This is a genomic window from Limnohabitans sp. TEGF002 (assembly GCF_055395845.1).
In genome coordinates, this window is record NZ_AP029224.1 from 2,342,443 (window position 1) to 2,364,519 (window position 22,077).

20 protein-coding genes are annotated in these 22,077 nt (G+C 61.4%); 13 read left to right on the forward strand and 7 right to left on the reverse strand.

Features of this window, described 5'->3' with window-relative positions:
• The first annotated feature begins 77 nt into the window (after positions 1 to 77).
• Genes ACZ5SR_RS11630 through ACZ5SR_RS11640 form a run of 3 tightly spaced genes read left to right on the forward strand, consistent with a single transcriptional unit; the run spans position 78 to position 3,515 of the window.
• Complete coding sequence (locus tag ACZ5SR_RS11630) at positions 78 to 1,811, forward strand: hypothetical protein (RefSeq protein ID WP_464448829.1); 1,734 nt, start codon at positions 78 to 80, stop codon at positions 1,809 to 1,811.
• A 3-nt stretch (positions 1,812 to 1,814) separates the two neighbouring features.
• Positions 1,815 to 3,176: an MATE family efflux transporter gene (locus tag ACZ5SR_RS11635; protein WP_464448830.1), complete on the forward strand. Its 1,362-nt coding sequence runs from the start codon at positions 1,815 to 1,817 to the stop codon at positions 3,174 to 3,176.
• Between the two features lie 36 nt (positions 3,177 to 3,212).
• Positions 3,213 to 3,515, forward strand: coding sequence for an antibiotic biosynthesis monooxygenase family protein (locus tag ACZ5SR_RS11640; protein WP_464448831.1), 303 nt, complete (start codon positions 3,213 to 3,215; stop codon positions 3,513 to 3,515).
• Positions 3,516 to 3,543: 28 nt separating this feature from the next.
• Here ACZ5SR_RS11640 and ACZ5SR_RS11645 read toward each other — a convergent pair whose 3' ends face one another.
• Entirely contained in the window at positions 3,544 to 3,981 is a 438-nt protein-coding gene (locus tag ACZ5SR_RS11645; protein WP_464448832.1) for a MarR family winged helix-turn-helix transcriptional regulator, read from the reverse strand.
• A gap of 131 nt (positions 3,982 to 4,112) precedes the next feature.
• Here ACZ5SR_RS11645 and ACZ5SR_RS11650 point away from each other — a divergent pair, with 131 nt between their 5' ends.
• The 5 genes from ACZ5SR_RS11650 to ACZ5SR_RS11670 all read left to right on the forward strand — a co-directional run bounded on the left by ACZ5SR_RS11650 (position 4,113) and on the right by ACZ5SR_RS11670 (position 8,560).
• Positions 4,113 to 4,808: a fumarylacetoacetate hydrolase family protein gene (locus ACZ5SR_RS11650; RefSeq protein ID WP_464448833.1), complete on the forward strand. Its 696-nt coding sequence runs from the start codon at positions 4,113 to 4,115 to the stop codon at positions 4,806 to 4,808.
• Between the two features lie 256 nt (positions 4,809 to 5,064).
• Complete coding sequence (locus tag ACZ5SR_RS11655) at positions 5,065 to 6,099, forward strand: TRAP transporter substrate-binding protein (RefSeq protein WP_464448834.1); 1,035 nt, start codon at positions 5,065 to 5,067, stop codon at positions 6,097 to 6,099.
• Positions 6,100 to 6,174: 75 nt separating this feature from the next.
• On the forward strand, positions 6,175 to 6,696 hold the full coding sequence (locus tag ACZ5SR_RS11660) for a TRAP transporter small permease (RefSeq protein ID WP_464448835.1): 522 nt from the start codon (positions 6,175 to 6,177) through the stop codon (positions 6,694 to 6,696).
• Positions 6,693 to 8,009 (forward strand): TRAP transporter large permease, encoded by a 1,317-nt coding sequence (locus ACZ5SR_RS11665; RefSeq protein WP_464448836.1) that lies wholly within the window; start codon positions 6,693 to 6,695, stop codon positions 8,007 to 8,009. The genes ACZ5SR_RS11660 and ACZ5SR_RS11665 overlap by 4 nt, the downstream gene beginning before the upstream one ends.
• 2 nt (positions 8,010 to 8,011) lie before the next feature.
• Positions 8,012 to 8,560: an NUDIX hydrolase gene (locus ACZ5SR_RS11670; RefSeq protein WP_464448837.1), complete on the forward strand. Its 549-nt coding sequence runs from the start codon at positions 8,012 to 8,014 to the stop codon at positions 8,558 to 8,560.
• A 65-nt stretch (positions 8,561 to 8,625) separates the two neighbouring features.
• Here ACZ5SR_RS11670 and ACZ5SR_RS11675 read toward each other — a convergent pair whose 3' ends face one another.
• Positions 8,626 to 10,284 (reverse strand): acyl-CoA synthetase, encoded by a 1,659-nt coding sequence (locus tag ACZ5SR_RS11675; protein ID WP_464448838.1) that lies wholly within the window; start codon positions 10,282 to 10,284, stop codon positions 8,626 to 8,628.
• Between the two features lie 134 nt (positions 10,285 to 10,418).
• Here ACZ5SR_RS11675 and dnaG point away from each other — a divergent pair, with 134 nt between their 5' ends.
• Entirely contained in the window at positions 10,419 to 12,482 is a 2,064-nt protein-coding gene (gene dnaG, locus ACZ5SR_RS11680; RefSeq protein ID WP_464448839.1) for a DNA primase, read from the forward strand.
• Between the two features lie 47 nt (positions 12,483 to 12,529).
• Here dnaG and cysE read toward each other — a convergent pair whose 3' ends face one another.
• Together cysE and ACZ5SR_RS11690 are read right to left on the reverse strand one after the other, a co-directional pair.
• Positions 12,530 to 13,297, reverse strand: a complete 768-nt coding sequence (gene cysE / locus ACZ5SR_RS11685) for a serine O-acetyltransferase (RefSeq protein ID WP_464448840.1) — start codon at positions 13,295 to 13,297, stop codon at positions 12,530 to 12,532.
• 11 nt (positions 13,298 to 13,308) lie between these two features.
• A complete protein-coding gene (locus ACZ5SR_RS11690) occupies positions 13,309 to 14,040 on the reverse strand; it encodes an RNA methyltransferase (RefSeq protein ID WP_464448841.1) in 732 nt (243 codons plus the stop codon).
• A 149-nt stretch (positions 14,041 to 14,189) separates the two neighbouring features.
• Here ACZ5SR_RS11690 and ACZ5SR_RS11695 point away from each other — a divergent pair, with 149 nt between their 5' ends.
• The 4 genes from ACZ5SR_RS11695 to ACZ5SR_RS11710 are packed head-to-tail and all read left to right on the forward strand — an operon-like array spanning position 14,190 to position 19,409.
• The gene (locus ACZ5SR_RS11695; protein WP_464448842.1) at positions 14,190 to 15,134 is read left to right on the forward strand and encodes an inositol monophosphatase family protein; all 945 of its coding nucleotides are present in this window, start codon (positions 14,190 to 14,192) and stop codon (positions 15,132 to 15,134) included.
• A 3-nt stretch (positions 15,135 to 15,137) separates the two neighbouring features.
• Positions 15,138 to 17,774, forward strand: coding sequence for a DNA mismatch repair protein MutS (gene mutS, locus ACZ5SR_RS11700; protein WP_464448843.1), 2,637 nt, complete (start codon positions 15,138 to 15,140; stop codon positions 17,772 to 17,774).
• Positions 17,775 to 17,778: 4 nt separating this feature from the next.
• Positions 17,779 to 18,606 carry a proteasome-type protease gene (locus ACZ5SR_RS11705; protein WP_464448844.1) on the forward strand — a complete coding sequence of 276 codons (828 nt, stop codon included), beginning with the start codon at positions 17,779 to 17,781 and terminating at the stop codon, positions 18,604 to 18,606.
• The gene (locus ACZ5SR_RS11710) at positions 18,606 to 19,409 is read left to right on the forward strand and encodes an alpha/beta fold hydrolase (RefSeq protein WP_464448845.1); all 804 of its coding nucleotides are present in this window, start codon (positions 18,606 to 18,608) and stop codon (positions 19,407 to 19,409) included. Before ACZ5SR_RS11705 ends, ACZ5SR_RS11710 begins: the two co-directional genes overlap by 1 nt.
• Positions 19,410 to 19,487: 78 nt before the next feature.
• Here the strand turns inward: ACZ5SR_RS11710 and ACZ5SR_RS11715 are convergent, their stop codons facing one another.
• The 3 genes from ACZ5SR_RS11715 to ACZ5SR_RS11725 are packed head-to-tail and all read right to left on the reverse strand — an operon-like array spanning position 19,488 to position 22,077.
• Positions 19,488 to 20,300, reverse strand: coding sequence for an enoyl-CoA hydratase (locus ACZ5SR_RS11715; RefSeq protein WP_464448846.1), 813 nt, complete (start codon positions 20,298 to 20,300; stop codon positions 19,488 to 19,490).
• 31 nt (positions 20,301 to 20,331) lie between these two features.
• A complete protein-coding gene (locus ACZ5SR_RS11720; RefSeq protein ID WP_464448847.1) occupies positions 20,332 to 20,829 on the reverse strand; it encodes a nuclear transport factor 2 family protein in 498 nt (165 codons plus the stop codon).
• 24 nt (positions 20,830 to 20,853) lie between these two features.
• A complete protein-coding gene (locus ACZ5SR_RS11725) occupies positions 20,854 to 22,077 on the reverse strand; it encodes an MFS transporter (RefSeq protein WP_464448848.1) in 1,224 nt (407 codons plus the stop codon).

The following is a 22,077-nucleotide window of genomic DNA, read 5'->3' on the forward strand; positions in this document are numbered from 1 at the left end:
GGCCTGCCCTTTTTCCATGGTGGTAGGCCTTGCTCGGCGACACCCTCCCACGCCCCGAACTGTTATCTTCTGATTCTGTGAACCACCCCACGCCCGCCATCGTTGCTCAAAACGCCGTGCGCAGACTGCCGCGTCTGGCCTTGCTTTTGTTGTGCGCGGCTTATGTTTTGCCTGGTTTTTGGGGACGCACGCACTGGAAAGCCCAAGACATCGAAGCCTTTGGCTACATGCTGCAGTTGGCTCAAACAGGTGCCGGCAGCGCCGTGTCATGGCTTCAACCCACTTTATTGGGCAGCCCCGATGCCCAACTGGCCTTGCTGCCTTATTGGCTGGGCGCTGTTTTGATCCAATGGGCGCCCGCAGGACTTGAAGCCGCATTCGCCCGTTTGCCCTTCATCGGGATGTTGAGCGTCACTTTGGCGTCCACCTGGTATGCGGTTTACGCGCTGACCCGTCACCCCGCTGCACAACCTGTGGCCTTTGCCTTTGGTGGCGAAGCCAAACCAGCGGACTACGCCAGAGCCATGGCCGACGGTGGCTTGCTGGCGCTGCTGGCATGCCTGGGCTTGGCTCGGCTGTCGCACGAAACCACGCCCGCCCTGAGTCAGCTGTGTTTTGCGGCCTTGCTGTTTTTTGGCCTGTCTACCTGGACCCGCCATCGGATTCAAAGCGCTGCGGCGGTCGCTGCCGGAATGCTGGGCTTGACGCTGTCGGGGGCTCCCAGCCTCGCCTTGTGGCTGGGCATCGGTGGCTCGGTCATTTGCGCCACCGCGCAGACCGATCCAGCGCAACGCCGCTTGACCATGCTCGATGTAGGCCTGATGGCGCTCATTACCCTTCTGTGCATAACCACTGCGGGTGCCCTCGATCTGTGGCGCTGGCGCGTGGTGCCTCACACCATGGTCGACGTCCATGTGCTGGCCAAATTGATGGTCTGGTTCACTTGGCCTGCATGGCCTCTGGCCCTGTGGGCGCTGTGGCGCTGGCGAGGACAACTCGCGCACGGCTGGCGCTACCCGCATCTGGGTTTGCCACTGTGGTTTGTGATCGTGACGGTTGGGGCCACTTGGTTCACGGGCTTATCCGACCGCGCACTTTTGACCTCCCTGCCTGCCATTGCCACCTTGGCCGCGTTAGCGCTGCCCACGCTGCGCCGCAGTCTGGGCGCCCTGATCGACTGGTTCACGCTGCTGTTTTTCAGTGTCTGTGCACTCATCATCTGGGTGGTTTGGGTGGCCATGCAAACCGGCACACCGGCCAAACCGGCGGCCAACGTGGCGCGCCTGGCCCCAGAATTCGTGCCCGAATTTTCCATCGGGGCATTCGCCTTGGCATTGGTCGCCACCGTGGCTTGGGCCGCACTGGTGCGCTGGCGCACCGGTTACCACCGCGCCGCCATCTGGAAGAGTCTGGTGCTGCCCGCCAGCGGTGCCGCGCTTTGCTGGCTGCTGCTGACCAGCCTGTGGTTACCCCTGCTCGACTACGCCCGAAGCTATGCCCCATTGATACAAAAGGTCAGTCGCATCACAGGCACTGGCGGATGCCTGCAATACGCCGGCATCAGCAAGGCACAAGGCGCAGCCTTGATGCACCACGCGCAAGCCAGACTCATTCCCATGCAGTCCCCGCAAAGCGACTGCCCCTGGCTGATCATGGACAACGTCAACAGCTCCTTGCTGTCAGCCAAAATCCAGTCCTTGGGTTGGGCGCAAGAAACAGCCATCAAACGGCCCACTGACAAAGACGAGACCTTGGTCATTTTCCGCCCCGCCAGAGCCATCGCTGCCCCCGTCGGCTTGCCACAGCGCTGAAGCATGTCAGAGTTGCGCACCATCGCCCGCCATGCAGGCACTGTGCTGGTGGGGCAGCTGGCCGTCATGTCCTTCGGGATTGCGGACACATTGATTGCGGGCCGTTACAGCCCACAGGCGCTGGCCGTTTTGGCTTTGGCCTCCTCCATTTACATCAGCATTTATGTGGCGCTCAATGGTTTGCTGCAGGCCTTGCTGCCGGTTTGGGCCGAGCTGCATGGCGGCGGGCGTCAAACTGAAATAGGTCAGTCGGTCAGGCAAGCGCTCTACATCGCTGGTGCAGCCGCCGTGCTGGGCATCTGCGGTTTGTGGTTTCCGGATCTGTGGCTGTCGGCCACCGAGGTGCCCGAAGAACTCTGGCCCGATGTGCGTGCTTATTTGCGCATTCTGGCGCTGGCTTTGTTCCCATCTTTGCTGTTTCGCATGTTCAGCACGCTCAACCAGAGTTTGGGACATCCCCGCTTGGTGACTTGGTTGCAGGCGGGGGCCTTGCTGGTCAAAGTGCCGCTGTCGTATGCCCTAACTTTTGGCATCGCAGGTTTGTCCGGCATGGGCGTGGTGGGATGCGCCTGGGCCACCTTGGTGGTCAACACACTGATGTTGCTGGCGGGCCTGTGGCTCTTGCGCACCCAGGACATCTACCGGCCTTACCACTTGTGGCGTCGTCCCGAAAAACCCGATTGGCCTGTGATCGGTCGCTTTCTGGCCTTGGGTGTCCCTGCTGGTTTATCCATCATGGTGGAGGTGACTTCGTTCACTTTGATGGCCCTGTTCATTGCGCGGCTGGGTGCCGTGGCCTTGGCCAGCCACCAGATTGCGGCCAGTCTGGCTGCCGTCTTGTACATGGTGCCGCTGGCCATTGGCATTGCGAGCAGCGCACGCACAGGCTACTGGCTCGGTGCCGGGCAAGCACGCCAGGCCCGACGTGCGGCAGGTCTGGGCATTGGCCTGGCCATCGGCGCCGCCTTGCTGGGGGCGGGCGTCTTGTTTTTGGGCCGCGAAGTGGTGGCCAAGGCGTTCAGCACCGACCCCAGCGTGGTGCAAGCGGCCACGGTTTGGTTGGGCTGGGTCGCGCTCTATCACCTGGCCGATGCGGTGCAAGCGGTCTGCGCTTACCTGCTGCGCTGCTACCGCATCACCCTGATGCCATTGCTCATTTACACCGCCCTGCTGTGGGGCGTGGGTTTGTATGGTGGCTATGTGCTGGCTTACCAAGGCATGGATGGGGCTGCTTGGCCCATGCGTGCCAGCGTGGACACCTTCTGGATGACGAGCACCGCCGCCCTGGCTTTGGTATCGGTCCTCTTCACGGCCATGGTCTGGCGTGCCTCAAGGTTGACACCCCAAGGTGGCCAGATGCATTAAGGTAGAGGCCTCGCAGACTCTGAACACCACCGCACCATGATCCTCGAACTCGCCGACATCCGCATCCATCCCGGCCAGCAAGCTGCATTTGAAAAAGCCATTGATCTCGGCTTGAACACCGTGGCTTGCAAAGCCAAGGGCTTTCAAGGCGCCAAGGTCAACCGCGGCATCGAAAGCCCGGAACGCTATGTGCTGCAAATTTTCTGGGACACCTTGGAAGACCACACCGTGGGCTTCCGTCAATCACCCCTTTTCACGGAATGGCGTGCCATCGTGGGTCCGTTTTTTGCGGCACCTCCGCACGTGGAACACTTCGAGTTGACGGTCAAATCGGCCTGAAGCCAAACGGCCAGGACATCCTCTGCTCTCAAGAGGCCTCATGCCCTGCGACCAAGCGGCTGAGCAAGTGCATGAACTGAGCCTGCTCTGGCGGTGTGAGCGGCAGCAAAATGGCCGACTGGACAGCCGCGACCGCCGACCGCATGCCTGCCAAGGCATCCAACCCCTCAGGGGTCAGCACCAGCAACTTGCGCCGACGATCGACCTCGTCGGCCCGTCGCACGACCCAACCCTTGCTTTCCAGACGGCCAATCACCGAGCCCGACGTGGCCGGATCAAAAGCAACATGCTTGGCCAAGGTGATTTGATCCACGCCCGGTGTGTCGAGCAAGGCATTCAAGATTGCGAACTGAACCGGGGTGACATCGGCCGCGCTCAGGTGTTCATTGAAAACCGCCACGGAAATTTGGTGTGCCCGCCTGATCAAGTGCCCCGGAGCGGCGGCCAAATCAAAGCTGTGGGTCATTTGCGGGTCTCTCCATTAAAAGCAGGGTTATCACCAGTCACTGACCTGGCTCAGACTCCTATAGTAAGCGCGCTTAGCAACTTTTCTGCCTTTGCAGTGGCACCGCCACATCTCACTTTTGAAAGTCACGCATGAGTTTTCTGTTCCCCCCAACCCCCACCGTTTCTGTGCCTGTCCTTGGCCACGCCAGCCGCTTTCCGGTGCACCGCATTTACTGCGTGGGCCGCAACTACGAAGAACACGCCAAAGAAATGGGCTTCACTGGGCGTGAGCCGCCTTTCTTTTTCCTCAAACCCGCAGACAGCCTGGTGGTGGTCGAAGCTGGCCAAACCGGCACCATGCCTTATCCGAGCCTGACGAAAAACCTGCACCATGAGATCGAGCTCGTGGTGGCCATTGGCCAAGGCGGCCGCAACATCCAAGCGGCCGATGCGGCCAAGCACATCTACGGCTACGCCGTGGGTCTGGACATGACACGACGCGACCTGCAAAACGAGATGAAAAAACAAGGCCGCCCTTGGTGCATCGGCAAGGGCTTCGACCACTCAGCTCCTATCGGCCCGATCACGCCCATCGCGCAAGCGGGTGACGTGAATCAGGCCGAGATCAGCTTGCAAGTCAACGGTGCAGACCGTCAACGCAGCAACGTGGCCAAACTCATCTGGAGCGTGGCCGAAACCATCGAACACCTGTCCGCCGCCTGGGAACTTCAGCCCGGCGACCTGATCTATACCGGCACCCCTGAAGGCGTGGCCGCCGTGGTGGCGGGTGACACCTTGGTGGGCCAAGTGGCTGGGTTGGGCAGCTTGCAAATTAAAATTTCCTGACCCGCAGGTGGATCAGAACGCAATTTGCCCCGCCATAAAAGCACTTTTGTTCATTGAACAAAAGTGCACACACCCCGCAAAACGAAGGGTTAACCCCTAAAAATAGCCACCCGAGTTGCAACATAATTCATATACATTGCAATTCAAGGGATTTGATGGTGCCCCAAGCTGAGTGCCATTGAAGCTTTTCTTTTCATTAACCGACCGCTCGGTTGGTTTATCATTTCGTTTTTCAACCCAAGATGGAGACAAGTCGATGAAGAAGTTCTTACAACAAACGGCCTTGGCCGCAGGTCTGATGGCCGTTGGTTTTGGCGCTCACGCCCAGACCATCACCCTGAAGGTGCACCACTTTTTGGGCCCACAGTCCATTCAGCACACCACCATGCTCGGCGACTGGTGCAAGAACATTGCACGCGACTCCAAAGACCGCCTGAAGTGCGAGATCTACCCCGCCATGCAACTGGGTGGCACCCCACCCCAGCTTTATGACCAAGCCAAAGACGGCGTGGCCGATGTGGTCTGGACAGTGGCCGGTTACTCGGCTGGTCGCTTTGCCAAAACCCAAGTGTTTGAGCTGCCCTTCACCATGACCAACGCTGCGGCCACCAGCCGTGCCGCTTGGGACTTCGTGCAAAAGCACGCCATGGACGAACACAAAGACGTGAAACTGCTGGCGGTGCACGTGCACGGCCCAGGCGTGATCTTCACGCGTGACAAGCCCATCACCAAGATGGAAGACTTCAAGGGCATGAAGATGCGCGCGCCCACTGCCAACGTCACCAAGATGCTGGCCAAAATGGGCGCTACGCCCGTGGGCATGCCTGTTCCTGCTGTCTCCGAGGCTTTGTCCAAAGGCGTGATCGATGGCGCGGTGATCCCCTACGAAGTGGCACCAGGCCTGAAGGTGCACGAGCTGACCAAGTTCAGCGCCGAGACCGACAAGAGCTACCCGGCTCTCTACACCACCGTGTTCGTGGTGCCCATGAACAAGGCCAAGTACGAGTCGCTGCCAGCTGACCTGAAAGCGGTCATCGACAAGAACTCAGGTCGTGAGTTCTCGGCTTTCATGGGTGCCACCCAAGCCGGCAACGACGTCCCTGGTCGCAAGGTGTTTGCCGACACCAAAACCCAGACCATCTCGGTGATCCCCCCAGCTGAACTGGCCCGCTGGAAAGCAGCCACAGACGAGCAAGACAACGAGTGGGTCGATGCCATGAACAAGCGCGGCCAAAACGGCGCAGCCTTGCTCAAAGATGCGCAGGACCTGATCAAGCAATACACCAAGTAAAGCCTGTTCTTTTCTGGTTGCACCATGGGGTGAGCTCCGGCCCACCCCATTTTTTTATTTTCAAGGAGTTGTCCTGTGGCTGAAGCCGTCCATGTCGTTTCAACACGCCAATACCAAGGCCTAGGCTGGGTGCTGGACCGTTTATGCAAGTTGTTGGCCATATTGTCTGGTCTGACCTTGTTGGCCATGGCCTTCATGTCCTTGCGCAGCATCGTGGGGCGTGCTTTTTTTAACTCGCCTTTGCTGGGTGACTACGAGCTGGTGCAGTTTTTGTGCGCTGGTGCTGTGGCCATGTCACTGCCTTACACCCACTGGATTTCTGGCCATGTGATCGTGGACTTTTTCACAGCAAAGGCACCTGCACGACTCAATGCCTTGCTCGACATGCTGGCGCATCTGATTTTGGCTATGTTTTCAGCCCTTCTCACTTGGCGCATTTGGGTGGGCTTACGCGACTTGCAAGGCAACTTCGACGCCTCGATGCTGCTGGAAATCCCCACTTGGTGGGCCTATGTCCCGCTGGTGCCCGCATTTGCATTGTTGACCGCCACAGCCCTGTACCGCGCCCTTGAAAAATTGAAAGAAATCACACCATGACCGGCATTGAATGGGGTTCCTTGATGTTCGCGGTCCTGCTGCTGCTGTTGGCACTCAGGATCCACATTGGCGTTGCCATGCTGCTGACGGGTAGCGTGGGCTATATCTTCATGTCGGGCTGGGACCCGTTGATGAACTATTACAAGAACGTCGCCTTTGCACGCTACTCGACCTATGACTTGTCGGTCGTGCCGCTGTTCTTGTTGATGGGTCAGTTCGCCACCAACGGCGGCTTGTCCAAGGCCTTGTTCAAAGCCGGCAACGCCATGATTGGCCACTGGCGTGGCGGCATGGCCATGGCCGCCGTCACCTCGTGCGCCGGGTTTGGGGCCATTTGCGGCTCATCACTGGCCACAGCAGCGACCATGGGCCAAGTGGCTTTGCCTGAACTCAAGGCGCACAACTACTCTGAGCGACTGTCGGCGGCCGTGATCGCGGCGGGCGGCACGCTGGGCATCCTGATCCCACCTTCGGTGCCCCTGGTCATTTACGCCATCATCACCGAGCAAAACATCGCCAAATTGTTCATGGCCGCCTTCGTGCCGGGGATCATCGCGGCCATTGGCTACATGGTGGTGATTGGCATCATCGCACGCGTCAGCCCGCAAGATGCGCCCCGAGGTGATCGCTTCACTTGGCCCCAACGCTTGCAAGCTCTGGCGGAAACATGGCCAGTATTGCTGATTTTCACAGTGGTCATTGGCGGCATTTATGGCGGCTTTTTCACCCCCACCGAAGCAGCTTCGGTGGGTACTGTAGCCACTGGGTTTGTAGCCTGGAAATCGGGCGGTTTGCGGGGTGAAGGCCTGCTGCAATGCTTGTACGGTGCGGCCGTGGGCACTGGCATGATCTTTTTGATCTTGCTGGGCGCTGACGTGCTGAACGTGTTTTTGGCGCTGACTCAGGTCAACACCGAACTGGCGAAATGGGTGGTCGGCATGGACCTGTCACCACTGGCCGTGTTGTTCACCATCATCGCCATTTACCTGGTGCTGGGCTGCGTGATGGACAGCCTGTCCATGCTGCTGCTGACCATCCCGATTTTCTTTCCCATCATCATGGGCATTGACCTGTGGGGCATGGACCCCGAGTCCAAGGCCATTTGGTTTGGCATATTGGCACTGATGGTCGTGGAGATTGGCCTGATCACGCCACCGGTGGGCATGAACGTGTTTATCATCAGCAGCATGACGAAAGATGTGCCTATGAAGGACATCTTCCGCTACGTCATGCCCTTTTTGGCCTCGGACTTGCTGCGAATCTTGCTGATCGTGTTTGTCCCATCCGTCGTCTTATTTGTCCTGAAACTCTGACCATGTTCACACGAGAAGCCATTCGACACTGCCGCCAGTGCGGCGCATCGGTGGCTTACCGTTTGCCCGACGACGGCGACACCAAGCTGCGCGCCATCTGCACCGCCTGCCACACCGTGCATTACGAAAACCCTCTGAACGTGGTGGGTACGGTGCCGCACTGGGGCGACCAGGTGCTGCTGTGCAAGCGCAACATCGAGCCGCGCAAAGGCAAATGGACTTTGCCAGCAGGTTTCATGGAGTTGGGCGAATCCACCTCAGAAGGTGCAGCCCGGGAGACCACCGAAGAAGCCGGCGCGCAGTTCATCATGGAAGACCTGCTCACCGTGATGAGCGTGCCGCGTGTGGGCCAGGTGCACCTGTATTACCGCGCCCGCCTGACCAGCGATGTGTTTGACCCCGGCCACGAAACCATGGAAGCGCGGCTGTTCACCGAAGAAGAAATTCCCTGGGACGAACTGGCGTTCAGGACGGTGAAGGAAACTCTGGAGCACTACTTTGCCGATCGGCGTGCGGGCCAGTTTGGCACACACGCCTTCGACATCGCCTGAACGCGGTGCTGAACGCTGAACACAGCACCCTCAACGCTCAACGCTCAACGCTCAGCGCCAAACGCTCACACGTCAATCGCTTCAGCCGACCCGGCCTGCTTGCGCAGCTCAAACTTCTGAATCTTGCCCGTGCTGGTTTTGGGCAGCTCGCCAAACACCACCGCACGCGGCACCTTGAAGCCCGCCAAGTGCTGCTTGCAGTGCGCCACGATCTGCTCGGCGGTGACCTGCGCGTCGGCTTTCAGTTCCACGAAAGCGCAAGGCGTCTCGCCCCAGCGCGCATCGGGCTTGGCCACCACGGCGGCTGCCAGCACCGCGGGGTGGCGGTACAGCACGTCTTCCACCTCGATTGACGAAATGTTCTCGCCGCCCGAGATGATGATGTCTTTGCTGCGGTCCTTGATCTTGAAATAGCCATCCGGGTACTGCACCGCTAGGTCGCCGCTGTGGAACCAGCCACCCGCAAACGCCTCTTGTGTGGCCTTGGGGTTTTTCAAGTAACCCTTCATGGTGATGTTGCCCTTGAACATGATCTCGCCCATGGTCTCGCCGTCTTGCGGCACGGGCTGCATGGTTTCGGGGTTGAGCACCCGTACATCGCGCTGCAGGTGGTAGCGCACGCCTTGGCGGGCGTTCAGTCGGGCCCGATCTCCGATGTCGAGCGTGTCCCATTCTGGGTGCTTGGGGCACACGGTGGCGGGACCATACACCTCGGTCAGGCCGTACACATGGGTCAAGTCAAAACCCATTTGCTCCATGCCTTCGATCATCGAGGCCGGGGGCGCAGCGCCCGCCACCATGGCTTGGATGCCGGCGGGCACACCCACCTTCATGGCCGCCGGGGCGTTGACCAGCAGGCCGTGCACGATGGGTGCACCGCAGTAATGCGTGACGCCGTGGTCGCGCATGGCGTCGAACATGGCCTGGGCATCCACCTTGCGCAAGCACACGTTCACACCCGCACGCGCCGCCACTGTCCACGGAAAGCACCAGCCATTGCAATGGAACATGGGCAGCGTCCACATGTAGACCGCGTGCTTGGGCATGTCCCATTCCAGAATGTTCGAGATTGCATTCGTCGCCGCGCCCCGGTGGTGGTAGACCACACCCTTGGGGTTGCCCGTGGTGCCGCTGGTGTAATTCAGCGCAATCGCATCCCACTCGTTGGCGGGCAGGCTCCAGGCAAAGTTGCCGTCTCCGCTGGCCACAAAGGCTTCATAGGTCACCGAACCCAGTTTTTCGGTCGGGCCGGTGTAGAGCGGGTCCGCCACATCGATCACCAGCAAGGGCCGGGTGGACTGGCGCAGCGCCAGCGCTTTTTTCATCACGCCCGCAAACTCCGGGTCCACGATCACCGCCTTCGCCTCGCCGTGGTCCAGCATGAAAGCCACCGTCTCAGGGTCCAGCCGGGTGTTCAGGGCATTGAGCACGGCCCCGACCATGGGGATGCCGAAGTGCGCCTCCACCATGGGCGGTGTGTTGGGCAGCATCACGGCCACTGTGTCGTTCTTGCCAATGCCAGCCTGCGCCAGCGCACTGGCCAGTTGGCGGGTGCGGCGGTAGGTGGTGGCCCAGTCCTGGCGCAAATCGCCGTGCACGATGGCCAGGCGTGTCGGGTAAACCTCGGCCGTGCGCTCGATGAAGCTCAAAGGCGACATCGGCGCGTGGTTGGCGGGGGTCTGGGGCAAATCTTGATCGAAGATGCTGACTTTGGTTTCTGTCATAGGTGTTCCGTGAAGGCTGGCTGTCCAATGGTGAACAGTTTACCTGAGCCCGTACAAAAATCCATGCTCGTTTGCCCCGAAACAAGTCTCTGGGACTGTCGGGATGGCGGGTCCTAATCAGCGAAAATACCCCGATGGCCATCCCCCAGTCTTTCATCCAGGAGTTGCTGTCCCGCGTCGACGTGGTCGACATCGTGGGCAAGTACGTGCAGCTCAAGAAAGGCGGCGCCAACTTCATGGGCCTGTGCCCCTTCCATGGCGAAAAATCCCCCAGCTTCAGCGTCAGCCCCACCAAGCAGTTTTTCCACTGCTTTGGCTGCGGCAAAAACGGCAATGCCATCGGCTTCCTGATGGAGCACGCGGGCATGACCTTCATCGAAGCGGTGAAAGATCTGGCCCAGCAAACCGGCATGGTGGTGCCCGAAGAACAGCAATCGCCCGAAGACCGCGCCAAAGCCGCCGCTGCCAAAGCCAAGCAAGACAGCCTGAGCGATGTGCTCGAAAAAGCGGGCGAGGCCTACCGCGACCAGCTCAAGATCACCCCGCACGCCATCGACTACCTCAAGGGCCGCGGCCTGTCGGGCCAAATTGCCAAGCGCTTTGGCCTGGGCTACGCCCCCGAAGGCTGGCGCTCGCTGGCCAGCATCTTTCCCAAATACGACGACCCCCTTTTGGCCGAATCTGGTCTGGTGATCGTCAACGAAGAAGACGACAAGCGCTACGACCGTTTTCGCGACCGCATCATGTTCCCGATCCGCAACATCAAGGGCGAGTGCATCGGCTTTGGCGGACGGGTGATTGGCAGCGGCACGCCGAAATACCTCAACTCGCCCGAAACCCCGGTCTTCCACAAAGGCCGCGAGCTGTATGGCCTGTACGAAGCCCGCGAAGCGCTGCACAGCGCAGGCTATGTGCTGGTGACCGAAGGCTACATGGACGTGGTGGCGCTGGCGCAGTTAGGCTTTGCCAACGCCGTGGCCACGCTGGGCACGGCCTGCACGCCCGACCATGTGCAAAAGCTGTTCCGTTTCACCGACTCGGTGGTCTTCAGCTTTGACGGCGACGGCGCGGGCCGCCGCGCTGCCCGCAAGGCGCTCGACGGGGCCCTGCCCTACGCCACCGATGTGCGCAGCATCAAATTTTTGTTCTTGCCCGCCGAGCACGACCCCGACAGCTATGTGCGCGAGTTTGGCCAGGACGCTTTTGCAGAGCAGATCAAGCAAGCCATGCCCCTGTCGCGCTTTTTGATCGAAGCGGCCAGCGCCGACTGCGATCTGCAAACCGCCGAAGGCCGCGCCCGCCTGTCCAGTCAAGCACGCCCGCTGTGGCAGCTGCTGCCCGACGGTGCGCTCAAGCAGCAATTGCTGTCGGAGCTGGCGCAACTCATCCAACTGGAAACCGCAGGCCTCGAAAAACTCTGGGGCCAGCAAGCGGCCAGTGACCAGCGCTATGCTCCCGCTGCGCGACCTGCTGCAGCGCCCGCAGCCCAGTCGGCGAACGCAGCCTTCAGTCAGGCTGCCCCTGCAGGGCATGACCACTACCCCAACTTCGAGCCCAACTACGGCGAACCACAGGCTTGGTCGGGAGCCAACACCTTTGTGCCGTCCAATGGCAACAGCCACTGGAAAAACAAGAACCCCAACTGGACGCCGGGCAGCAAGTTTGGCAACAGCAAATACAAACGTGAGCAGCCACCGGTCTACACCGGCCCGCGCACCGTGCCCGCCAGCCGAGCCGACCACGCCGCACGCCTGCTGCTGGGCAACATGGCGCTGTGGGAGTCATTGGCGGGCGAAGACCACGCCATGCTCTGCGCCCTGCCCGCGCCGCATGGCCCGCTGTTTGCATGGCTCGAATCACATTTTCACGAACAAGGGGCTGTGGGCTGGTCCACCTTGCGCGAGCACATGCAAGGCCAGCCATTTGCCGCCGACGCCACCCGCTGGATGGCACAGGACAAACTCAATGCCGTGGCCGGGAGCGAAGACGCCACCCCACCCGACCCACAAGAAGCCCGCCAAGAGCTGCGCCGCTTGCTCACCATGCTGATGATCGACCGACTCAAGCAGCTCGAAACCGAGGCCCTCACCCAGGCCAGCACGGGGCAAGATCCCGAAGCCCAACAACGCTGGCGCAGCCTGCACGAACGCCGCAAAGCGCTGATGGCAGCGGCAGCAGCATTGCAAGCCGCACCCTGAGCGCTCGGCCGCAGGGGCGGCCTCCCATACAAGCATTCAGGCGGGCGTCACTTGTCGAGCAGCTGGTTCAGCTTGTCGGCCTCGAAGCTTTCGCTCTTGGCCGCATCGCCCGGCATGGGCATTTGCTGCTGCGCACACAGCTGCTCCAGCGCTTTCCAGATCATGGCGATCTGATGTTCTTGCCCAGCCGCGTTGTCGATCAGGCCACGCAGCGCCTGGCTCACCGGATCATCGTCTTGCGTGATGCCATAGGCGTTGAACTTGCGCTCGGTGCCCGACACATCGGCGCTCTCGCCCGCTTTGGACGGGATGATGCGCGCTGGAATGCCCACCGCCGTGGCGCCCGCAGGCACCGGCTTGATGACCACCGCATTGCTGCCGATCTTGGCCCCGTCACCCACCTCGAAGCCGCCCAGCACCTTGGCCCCGGCGCTCACGACCACGTCTTTGCCAAGAGTCGGGTGGCGCTTGGCACCTTTGTACAGCGATGTGCCGCCCAAGGTCACGCCTTGGTAAATCGTGCAACCGTCGCCAATTTCGGCGGTTTCGCCCACCACCACGCCCATGGCGTGGTCAAAAAACACACGCTCACCGATCTTGGCACCGGGGTGGATTTCGATGCCCGTCAAACCACGCGCCACATGCGAAATGAAGCGCCCCAGCCACTTGAGGCCGTGGTTCCAGCACCAATGCGCGCGGCGGTGCAGCACCAAAGCGTGCAGGCCCGGGTAGCAGGTCAAGACCTCCCAGGCTGTGCGAGCGGCGGGGTCCCGGTCAAGGATGCATTGGATATCGGAGCGAAGGCGAGAAAACATAGGCTTTGAGTCTATCGCTTGATGCTGGCGTTTTGGATCATGGCCTTGGCCACCCCGCGCAGGATGTGGATTTCCTCTGGGCTCAGGTCAGCGCGGTTGAACAGCTGGTTCAAGCGCGGCATGAGCTTTTTGGGCGCGGCCGGGTCCAAAAAGCCCATATCGGTCAGCGCCTGCTCCCAATGGGTCAGCATGCCCGCCACCTGCTGCGCATCGGCTCTGTCAGCCGGCGGCACCGCGTCCTGCACCGGAAAACCGCCCAAAGCCACCCGCCAGTCGTAAGCGATGACCTGAATGGCCGAGCCCAGATTGAGCGAGCCGAATTGCGGATTCGTCGGGATCGACAACGCCACATGGCAACGGTAAACGTCTTCGTTTTTCATGCCAAAGCGCTCGGAGCCGAACAAGAAGGCCACACACTGCTCGGGTGCACCGGGCTTCGTCAGCTCGGCAAAGTGTTCACGCGGCGAACGGGTGGGTGGGCCAAAGTCGCGCGGCGTCATGGCCGTGGCGCACAAATGCGTCACGCCATCCAAAGCCTCGTCCAACGTATCGACCACGCGGGCCTTGGCCAGCACATCGTTGGCCCCGCTGGCGCGTTGGATGGTTTCTTCTTTGCGCAGCACATTGGGCCAGCGCGGTGCCACCAGCACCAAGTCGTCAAAACCCATGACTTTCAGGGCCCGGGCGGCAGCGCCCACATTGCCCGCATGGCTAGTTTCTATCAGGATGAATCGCGTTTGCATGCCCCGATTGTCCATGCTCGGATGGCACTCAGACGACACGCTCATCTGGTTCATGACGTCAAAATGACGAATACACCCTGTTTTCATGAGAAAATGAACCCTTAGCCGCCGCGATCGTGCGTGGGCCAATCCAGTTCTTCACACAATTTATGTCGTCCAATCTCCACCCCATGCTCAACGTGGCCATCAAGGCTGCGCGCGCCGCTGGCGCGATCATCAACCGCGCCGCGCTCGACGTTGAAGCGGTTCGCATCTCGCAAAAACAAGTCAACGACTTCGTGACCGAGATCGACCATGCGAGTGAAAAAGTCATCATCGACACCCTGCTGACCGCTTACCCTGACCACGGCATCCTGGCCGAAGAGTCCGGTCGCGAATTCGGCAACCCCCTCGCTGACCACATCTGGATCATCGACCCCCTGGACGGCACGACCAACTTCATCCACGGCTTTCCTGTTTATTGCGTGAGCATTGCCCTGCAAGTGCGCGGCAAGATAGAACAAGCCGTCATTTACGACCCCACCCGCAACGACCTGTTCACCGCCACCAAAGGCCGTGGCGCGTTCATGAACGACCGCCGCCTGCGCGTGAGCAAGCGCATCCGCTTGCAGGAGTGCATCATTTCCACAGGTTTCCCCTTCCGCAAGGGCGACAACTTCAACCAGTACCTGCGCATGATGGGCGACGTGATGCAACGCACCGCTGGCCTGCGCCGCCCCGGCTCTGCCGCCCTGGACCTGGCTTATGTGGCCGCTGGTTTCACCGACGGCTTCTTTGAAACCGGTCTGTCGCCATGGGATGTGGCTGCAGGCTCGCTGTTGGTCACCGAAGCCGGTGGCCTGATCGGCAACTTCACAGGCGAGTCCGACTTTTTGGAACAAAAAGAATGCCTGGCCGGTGCGCCCCGCATTTACGGCCAGCTGGTCAACATCTTGGGCAAGTACAGCAAATTTGCCAGCGCGGGCGACAAGGCCAACGTGCGCACGGCCGTGGACGCCCTGAGCCGCGAACGCGCCTCAGACAGCGATGCATCGGACGCCGAGGTCGCGCCCGAAGCCGCTGACGGCGTTGAACCCAAAGACGCCCCTTTTTAAGCCATGTCAGCGCTCGACCTGAGTGCCCACACCCCCATGATGGCCCAGTACCTGGGCATCAAGGCGGAATTCCCAGACACCCTGGTGTTCTACCGCATGGGTGACTTTTACGAGTTGTTCTTTGCAGATGCCGAAAAGACTGCAGGCCTGCTCGACATCACCCTGACGCGCCGTGGCCAGTCGGCAGGGCAGCCCGTGCTCATGGCGGGCGTGCCTTTTCATTCGATGGAAACTTACCTCGCCCGCTTGATCAAGCTGGGCGAGTCGGTGGCCATTTGTGAGCAAGTGGGCGATGTGGCTACGTCCAAAGGCCCGGTGGAGCGCAAAGTGGTGCGCGTGGTCACCCCCGGCACGCTGACCGACACCGAGCTGCTGTCCGACAAAAGCGAAGCCATCTTGCTGGCGGTGCACCAAGCCGCCAAAAACCGCTGCGGCCTGGCGTGGCTCAGCGTCACACAAGGCGTGGTGCACCTGGCCGAATGCGGGCAAGATGAATTGGCCGACTGGATCGACCGCATCGCGCCCAGCGAACTGCTGGCCAGCGCGGGCATGACGCCCACTTTTGAGCAAAAACTGCGCGGCCTCAAAACCGTTGGCCGGGGTAGCTGGTCGTTTGCCCTGCGGCCCGACTTTCAATTTGACGCGGGCCTAGGCCAGCGCAAGCTGCTGGAACAACTGCAAGCCGCGTCGCTCGCCGCCTGGAGCGCCGATGCGCTGGCCGACGCGCACGCCGCCGCCGCTGCGCTGCTGACGTACGCCGAACACACCCAGGGCCGCAGCCTGCCGCATGTGCAGCGGGTGCAGGTGCAGCGCTCGGACGCGCTGATCGACCTGCCCGCCAGCACCCGCCGCAACTTGGAGCTGACGCAAACCCTGCGCGGCGAAAGCGCTGCCGATTCACCCACGCTGTTTGCGCTGCTCGACACCTGCATGACCGGCATGGGCAGCCGCCTGCTCAAAAGCTGGCTGCTCAGCCCACCACGCGATCGCCAAGTGGCGCAGCAACGCCTGCAAGCCCAAGCCGTGTTGCGTGGCGACAGCGGCGCAGGGGTCTGGAACAACCTGCGCGAACAACTCAAAGGCGCAAGCGACGTGGAGCGCATCACCGCCCGCACCGCGCTGCGCCAGGTGCGCCCACGCGAGTTGGTGGCCCTGCGCCACGCGCTGGCGCGTGCGGCCTCGCTGTCGACCCAACTGCAGACTCTGAACCCCGAGCCCGGCACCTTGCTGGCAGGCATGGCCCGCTGGTTGACCCCTCCCACACATTGCGCCGAGCTGCTGCACATGGCCCTGCTCGAAGAGCCCTCTGCCTTGGTGCGCGACGGCGGCATCATCGCCGACGGCCTGGATGCCGAGCTGGACGAGCTGCGCGGCATCCAGACCAACTGCGATGCGTTTTTGCTCGACCTGGAAACCCGCGAGAAAGAGCGCACCGGCATTGCCAACCTGCGCGTGCAGTTCAACAAGGTGCACGGCTTTTACATCGAGGTCACGCAGGGTCAGCTCGACAAAGTGCCCGACGACTACCGCCGCCGCCAGACCCTGAAAAACGCAGAGCGCTTCATCACGCCCGAGCTCAAAACCTTTGAAGACAAGGCTCTGTCAGCGCAAGAGCGCGCCTTGGCCCGCGAGAAGTGGCTGTACGAAGGCCTGCTCGACCAGTTGCAGCCCTTTGTGCCTGCGCTCACCGAATTGGCGCAAGCCATGGCCAGCCTGGACGTGCTGTGCGCACTGACGGAGCGCTCTTTGACGCTCAATTGGTGCGCGCCCGAATTCACCAAAGAGCCTTGCATCGAAATCCGCCAAGGCCGCCACCCAGTGGTTGAGGCGCGTCTGGCCGAGCTGTCGGGAGCCAGCTTCATTGCCAACGACACGGTGCTCGGCCCCAAGCAGCGTTTGCAGATCATCACAGGCCCCAACATGGGCGGTAAATCGACCTACATGCGCCAAGTGGCCCTGATCGTGCTGCTGGCCAGCATCGGCAGCCATGTGCCCGCCAGCCGCTGCCGACTCGGTCCCATCGACGCCATCCACACCCGGATCGGTGCGGCCGACGACCTGGCCAATGCCCAATCGACCTTCATGCTGGAGATGACCGAAGCCGCGCAAATCTTGCACAGCGCCACGCCGCACAGCCTGGTGCTGATGGACGAGATCGGGCGCGGCACCTCGACCTTTGACGGCTTGGCCTTGGCCAGCGGCATCGCCACGCACCTGCACAACAAAACGCAAGCCTTCGCACTGTTTGCCACGCACTACTTTGAGCTGACCGAGTTCCCGGCCACGCACACCGCCGCCGTCAACATGCATGTGAGCGCAGCCGAATCCGGCGCGTCGATTGTGTTCTTGCACGAGCTGCAACCCGGCCCCGCCAGCAAGAGCTATGGCGTGCAAGTGGCGCGGCTCGCGGGCATGCCTGCAGCCGTGCTCAACCACGCCCGCCATGCGCTCAGCGCCTTGGAGGCCGGAGCCACTGAAAGCCGCCAGCAAGTCGACCTGTTTGCCGCGCCACCCGAAACCGAAACGGCAGGACCCAGCCCGATCGAAGTGGCCTTGGCCCAAATCAACCCCGATGCATTGAGCCCCCGCGAGGCGCTCGATGCCCTGTACGCTTTGCAGCGTCTTTTGCCAAAAAGTTAAATCCATGACTTACTGCGTTGCCGTCAAAACCCGCGCCGGTTTGGTGTTCTTGTCCGACTCCCGCACCAACGCGGGCCTGGACCAGATCAGCACCTTCCGAAAAATGATCGTCTATGAAAAAGCGGGCGATCGTTTCATGGCCTTGTTGTCAGCGGGCAACCTGAGCATTTCGCAGTCTGTGCGCGAAGTGCTGCAAATCGAAAAACTGGTCGAACCCGGCCAGGACGAGCCGCTCACCATCTGGAACGCCAAAAGCATGTTTGATGCCACCCGCGTGCTGGGTGCCGCCGTGCGCCGTGTGTACGAGCGAGATGCCGCCGCCCTGCGCGCCTCGGGTGTGGAGTTCAACGTGTCCATGATTTTTGGCGGTCAGATTGGCGGCGAAGGCATGCGCCTGTTCCAGGTCTACTCGCCCGGCAACTTCATCGAAGCCACCGATGAGACGCCCTACTTCCAGATCGGCGAATCCAAATACGGCAAACCCGTGCTCGACCGGGTCATCACCCCCAACACCCCGCTGGACGAAGCGGCCAAATGCGCACTGGTGTCCATGGACTCGACCCTCAAATCCAACCTGTCGGTGGGCCTGCCGCTGGACATGGTGGTCTACCAAGTGGGCAGCCTGCACACCGACCGCATCATGTGCATCGACGAGCACAACCCGTATTTCAAAATGCTGCGCACCAGCTGGGGCGACAAGCTGCGCCAGATGTTCGACAGCATTGAAGACCCCATGTGGAACGGCGGCGCGACCGACATCCCGCTCATGGTGCCTGCCCAGCGCAACGCCTTGCTCAAAAAAATCACCACGCCCGAAGAGAAGCTGATCTGATGGTCGCCCGCATCATTTTTTCGCACGGCAACAGCTTCCCGGCCAGCACCTACAAAGTGATGCTCGACAACCTGCGCCAGCGCGGTTTTCGGGTCGATGCGGTCGAGATGTACGGTCATGATCCGAAATACCCGGTCACCAACAACTGGCCGCATTTGGTGCAGCAACTGGCCGACTTTGCTCTTGAAAAACAAGGTAGTGGCGAACCCGCCTTTTTGGTGGGCCATTCGCTGGGTGGCATCTTGAGTCTGATGTGCGCGGCCCGTCATCCCGAGTTGGCGCGAGGCGTGGTGATGATCGACTCGCCCGTGCTGGGCGGCTGGCGGGCCACCACCCTGGGCCTGGCCAAACGCACCGCTTTGGTCGGATCAGTGTCGCCAGGACGCATCAGCCAAAAGCGCCGCCACCACTGGCCCGACGCCCAAGCCGCGCTCGAGAGCTTTGCAAACAAAAAATCCTTCGCCCGCTGGGACCCGCAAGTTTTGCGCGACTACATCGAGCACGGCACCCACAACGAAGGCGGCCAGCGCGTCTTGAGCTTTGACCGCGACATCGAAACCGCCATCTACAACAGCCTGCCGCACAAACTCGACAGCCTGCTCAAGCGCAAACCCCTCAAATGCCCTGTCGCTTTCATTGGCGGCACGCACTCGGCCGAAATGCGCCAGGCCGGTGCAGAGCTGACGCACAAGGTGGTCAAAGGCCGCGTGATAATGCTCGACGGCTCCCACCTCTTTCCGATGGAAAAACCCATCGCCACCGCTGCAGCGATCGAAGCGACGCTGCGCAATCTGGGCGTCTAAAGCCCATGGCAGCATGCTTTTCTGAGCATGCCAAAACGGCTGCTTGGCCGTGTCGGCCCCTGCAGCTTCCCCTGAACCTCAGTTGCCCGTGAATTGAGGTGCGCGTTTCTCCATGAAATGCGCAACCCCTTCGCGGAAGTCGTCACTCGCAAAACTGCGGGCCATCTCGACGTTGGCCTGGCGGGAATTCTCTGCCAGCGTCTGGAACGGCGCGTCGTACTGCTGGCGCTTGATCACCGCCATCGAGCGGGGTGACACGTTGTCCACCAAATCACGCGCATAAGCATAGGTGGCGGCAGCCAATGCGTCTGGCGCAAACACCTTGTTGACCAAGCCCATGGCCTGCGCCTCGGGGGCAAGCAGCTTGCGGGCCGACAGCAGCAAATCCATGGCGTTGGCGTGGCCCACCATGCGGGGCAGCATCCAGCTCAGGCCGTGTTCGGCAATCAAGCCGCGCCTTGAAAACGCGGTGGTGAACACCGCGTTGTCCGCCGCAAAACGGATGTCGCAATACAAAGCGTGCACCAGGCCAATGCCTGCGGTGGCGCCGTTCAGCATGCCGATCACCGGCTTGGGAATCGCCGGGTAATACCCATAGCGCGTTTGGTAATCCAGCCGCTGGTTCACATCAAAAGGTTTTGTCCAAGTGGTCGCCGTGATGTCGCTCGGGTCCAGGCCCTTGAGCAAATCCATGTCGGCCCCGGCGCAAAAACCCCGCCCCGCACCCGTGAGCACAATGGCGCGCACGCCCTCGTCTGCCGCAGCGGCGTCCATGGCCTGGCGCACCTCGCGCTCCATCACGGCGGTCCAAGCGTTGAGCTTGTCGGGCCGGTTCAAGGTGATGGTCGCGATGCGGTGCTCGACCTTGTAGAGGATGTCTTGGTAAGTCATGGCCTGGCCTTTCAAAGAAGGATTGAACAATTCACACCGTGCGCTTGCCACGGGCCAAAAAAGCTTGGGTGGCGGGCTGGTCCAGCAGTTGCTGGCTCCAGCGCTTGAGCACCTTTTCCAGGCGCGGCGCGGCCACCCCCAGCTGCACCATGGCCACGCCGCCATTGACCGATTCGCTGTAGTCACAGATCAGCCCGTCACGCAACTCAAAGCGGCTGATGCCGTCGATCACCACCTGCCGCCCCGCAAACTCGGGCACCTTCGAGGTAAAGCTCGACAAAGACCGCGCATAAGCCACCTGCCCATTGCACACGGGCTCAAACATCTCCCAGCGGTAATCCGGCCCGGCATCGCGGTGGAACAAGTCGTTCATCATGTGGGCGATGTCGGCGCGGCCCGTGTGGTCGCCGTAGATGTAGTCGTGGTACACGCCGTTGGGCGTGAAGCACTGCGCAAAGGCCTCACCATCGCCCGCCTCGGCGGCGGCCGAAAACCGCTTGAGCAACTCTTCAAACGCGGCTTGTTGCATGGTCTTGTCTCCTCTGTTTTTTAATCAATCGGGCAAAGGCTCAGGCAAGCTTTTGAGCGTCCTGATCTTGGACGCGCTGATGATGATGGCCTGCAGACCAAAGCCCAAGACGACACACCACAAGCTGACCGAGGCCGGAAAATACACCCCCAACAAGCCGCCCAGCGCTGCGCCCAAAGGCCGTGCGCCCGTGCTCGCCACGATGATGATGGAGGTGACCCGCCCGATCATGGCGCGCGGCGTCACCGTCTGGCGCAAGGTGGTCGAAGTGATGACCCACAGGATAGGACCGGCACCGTACAAAAAGTAAGACAAAGCGGCCACCCAACCCTGGGGCCAAAACAGCGTCAAGGCCATGGTGAGTGCGGCCAGCACCGAGAAGTAAGGCCCCACCAAAATCGCCTGCCCAAAGGGCAAAGCCGCCACCACGCGCGGAGCCAGCAAAGACCCCACGATCATGCCCACGCCGTAACACGCCAGCGTCACCCCCACGCCACTCGCATCCAGCCCCAGATCATTGATGGCATAGGGCACATAAGCCGCTTGCAGCATGAACCACGAAATGTTCCAGGCAACCGAGCAAAACACCATGGGCCTGAGCAAGTCGCTCTGCCACACCCACTTGGCCCCGTCTTGCAACTCCAGCAATGGGTGGCGCGCAGGCATGGCAGCGCGTGCAGGCTCGGCAATCCCACGCAGGCACAACACCGCCGCCACCGACAACATGCCCGACAACACAAACGCCGCCGACGCCCCGGTCCACGCGATCAAGGCTCCGGCCAAGGCTGGGCCTGCCGCAAACGCCGCGCTGCGCGCCAACTCCAAGCGCCCATTGGCCTGCGCCAAGCCCTCCACGGGCACCAGGGCAGGCACCAGCGAAGGCGCCGCCACGCTGAAGGCCACCGTACCCACCGCCGCCATGAAACCAATGATGGCCAAAGCCGCAATCGACACATGCCCGGTGACGATCAGCGCCAGCAACAACAACAAAGCCAAGGCCCGCAGCGTCTCAGCCAGCGCCATCAAGCGGGTGCGCGAAGTGCGGTCAGCCAGCAGGCCCAGCGGCATGGACAGCAGCAAAAACGGCAGCGATTGGATGGAGGCCAGCAAACCAATTTCACCGGGCCCGGCCTTAAGCAAGAGCACCGCCACGATGGGCACAGCGGCCAGGCTCAGCTGCTCGGCCGACTGGGCCAGCAAATTGGACCAAGCCAGACGGCGAAAAGAGGCGGACAGGGCGACAGACAT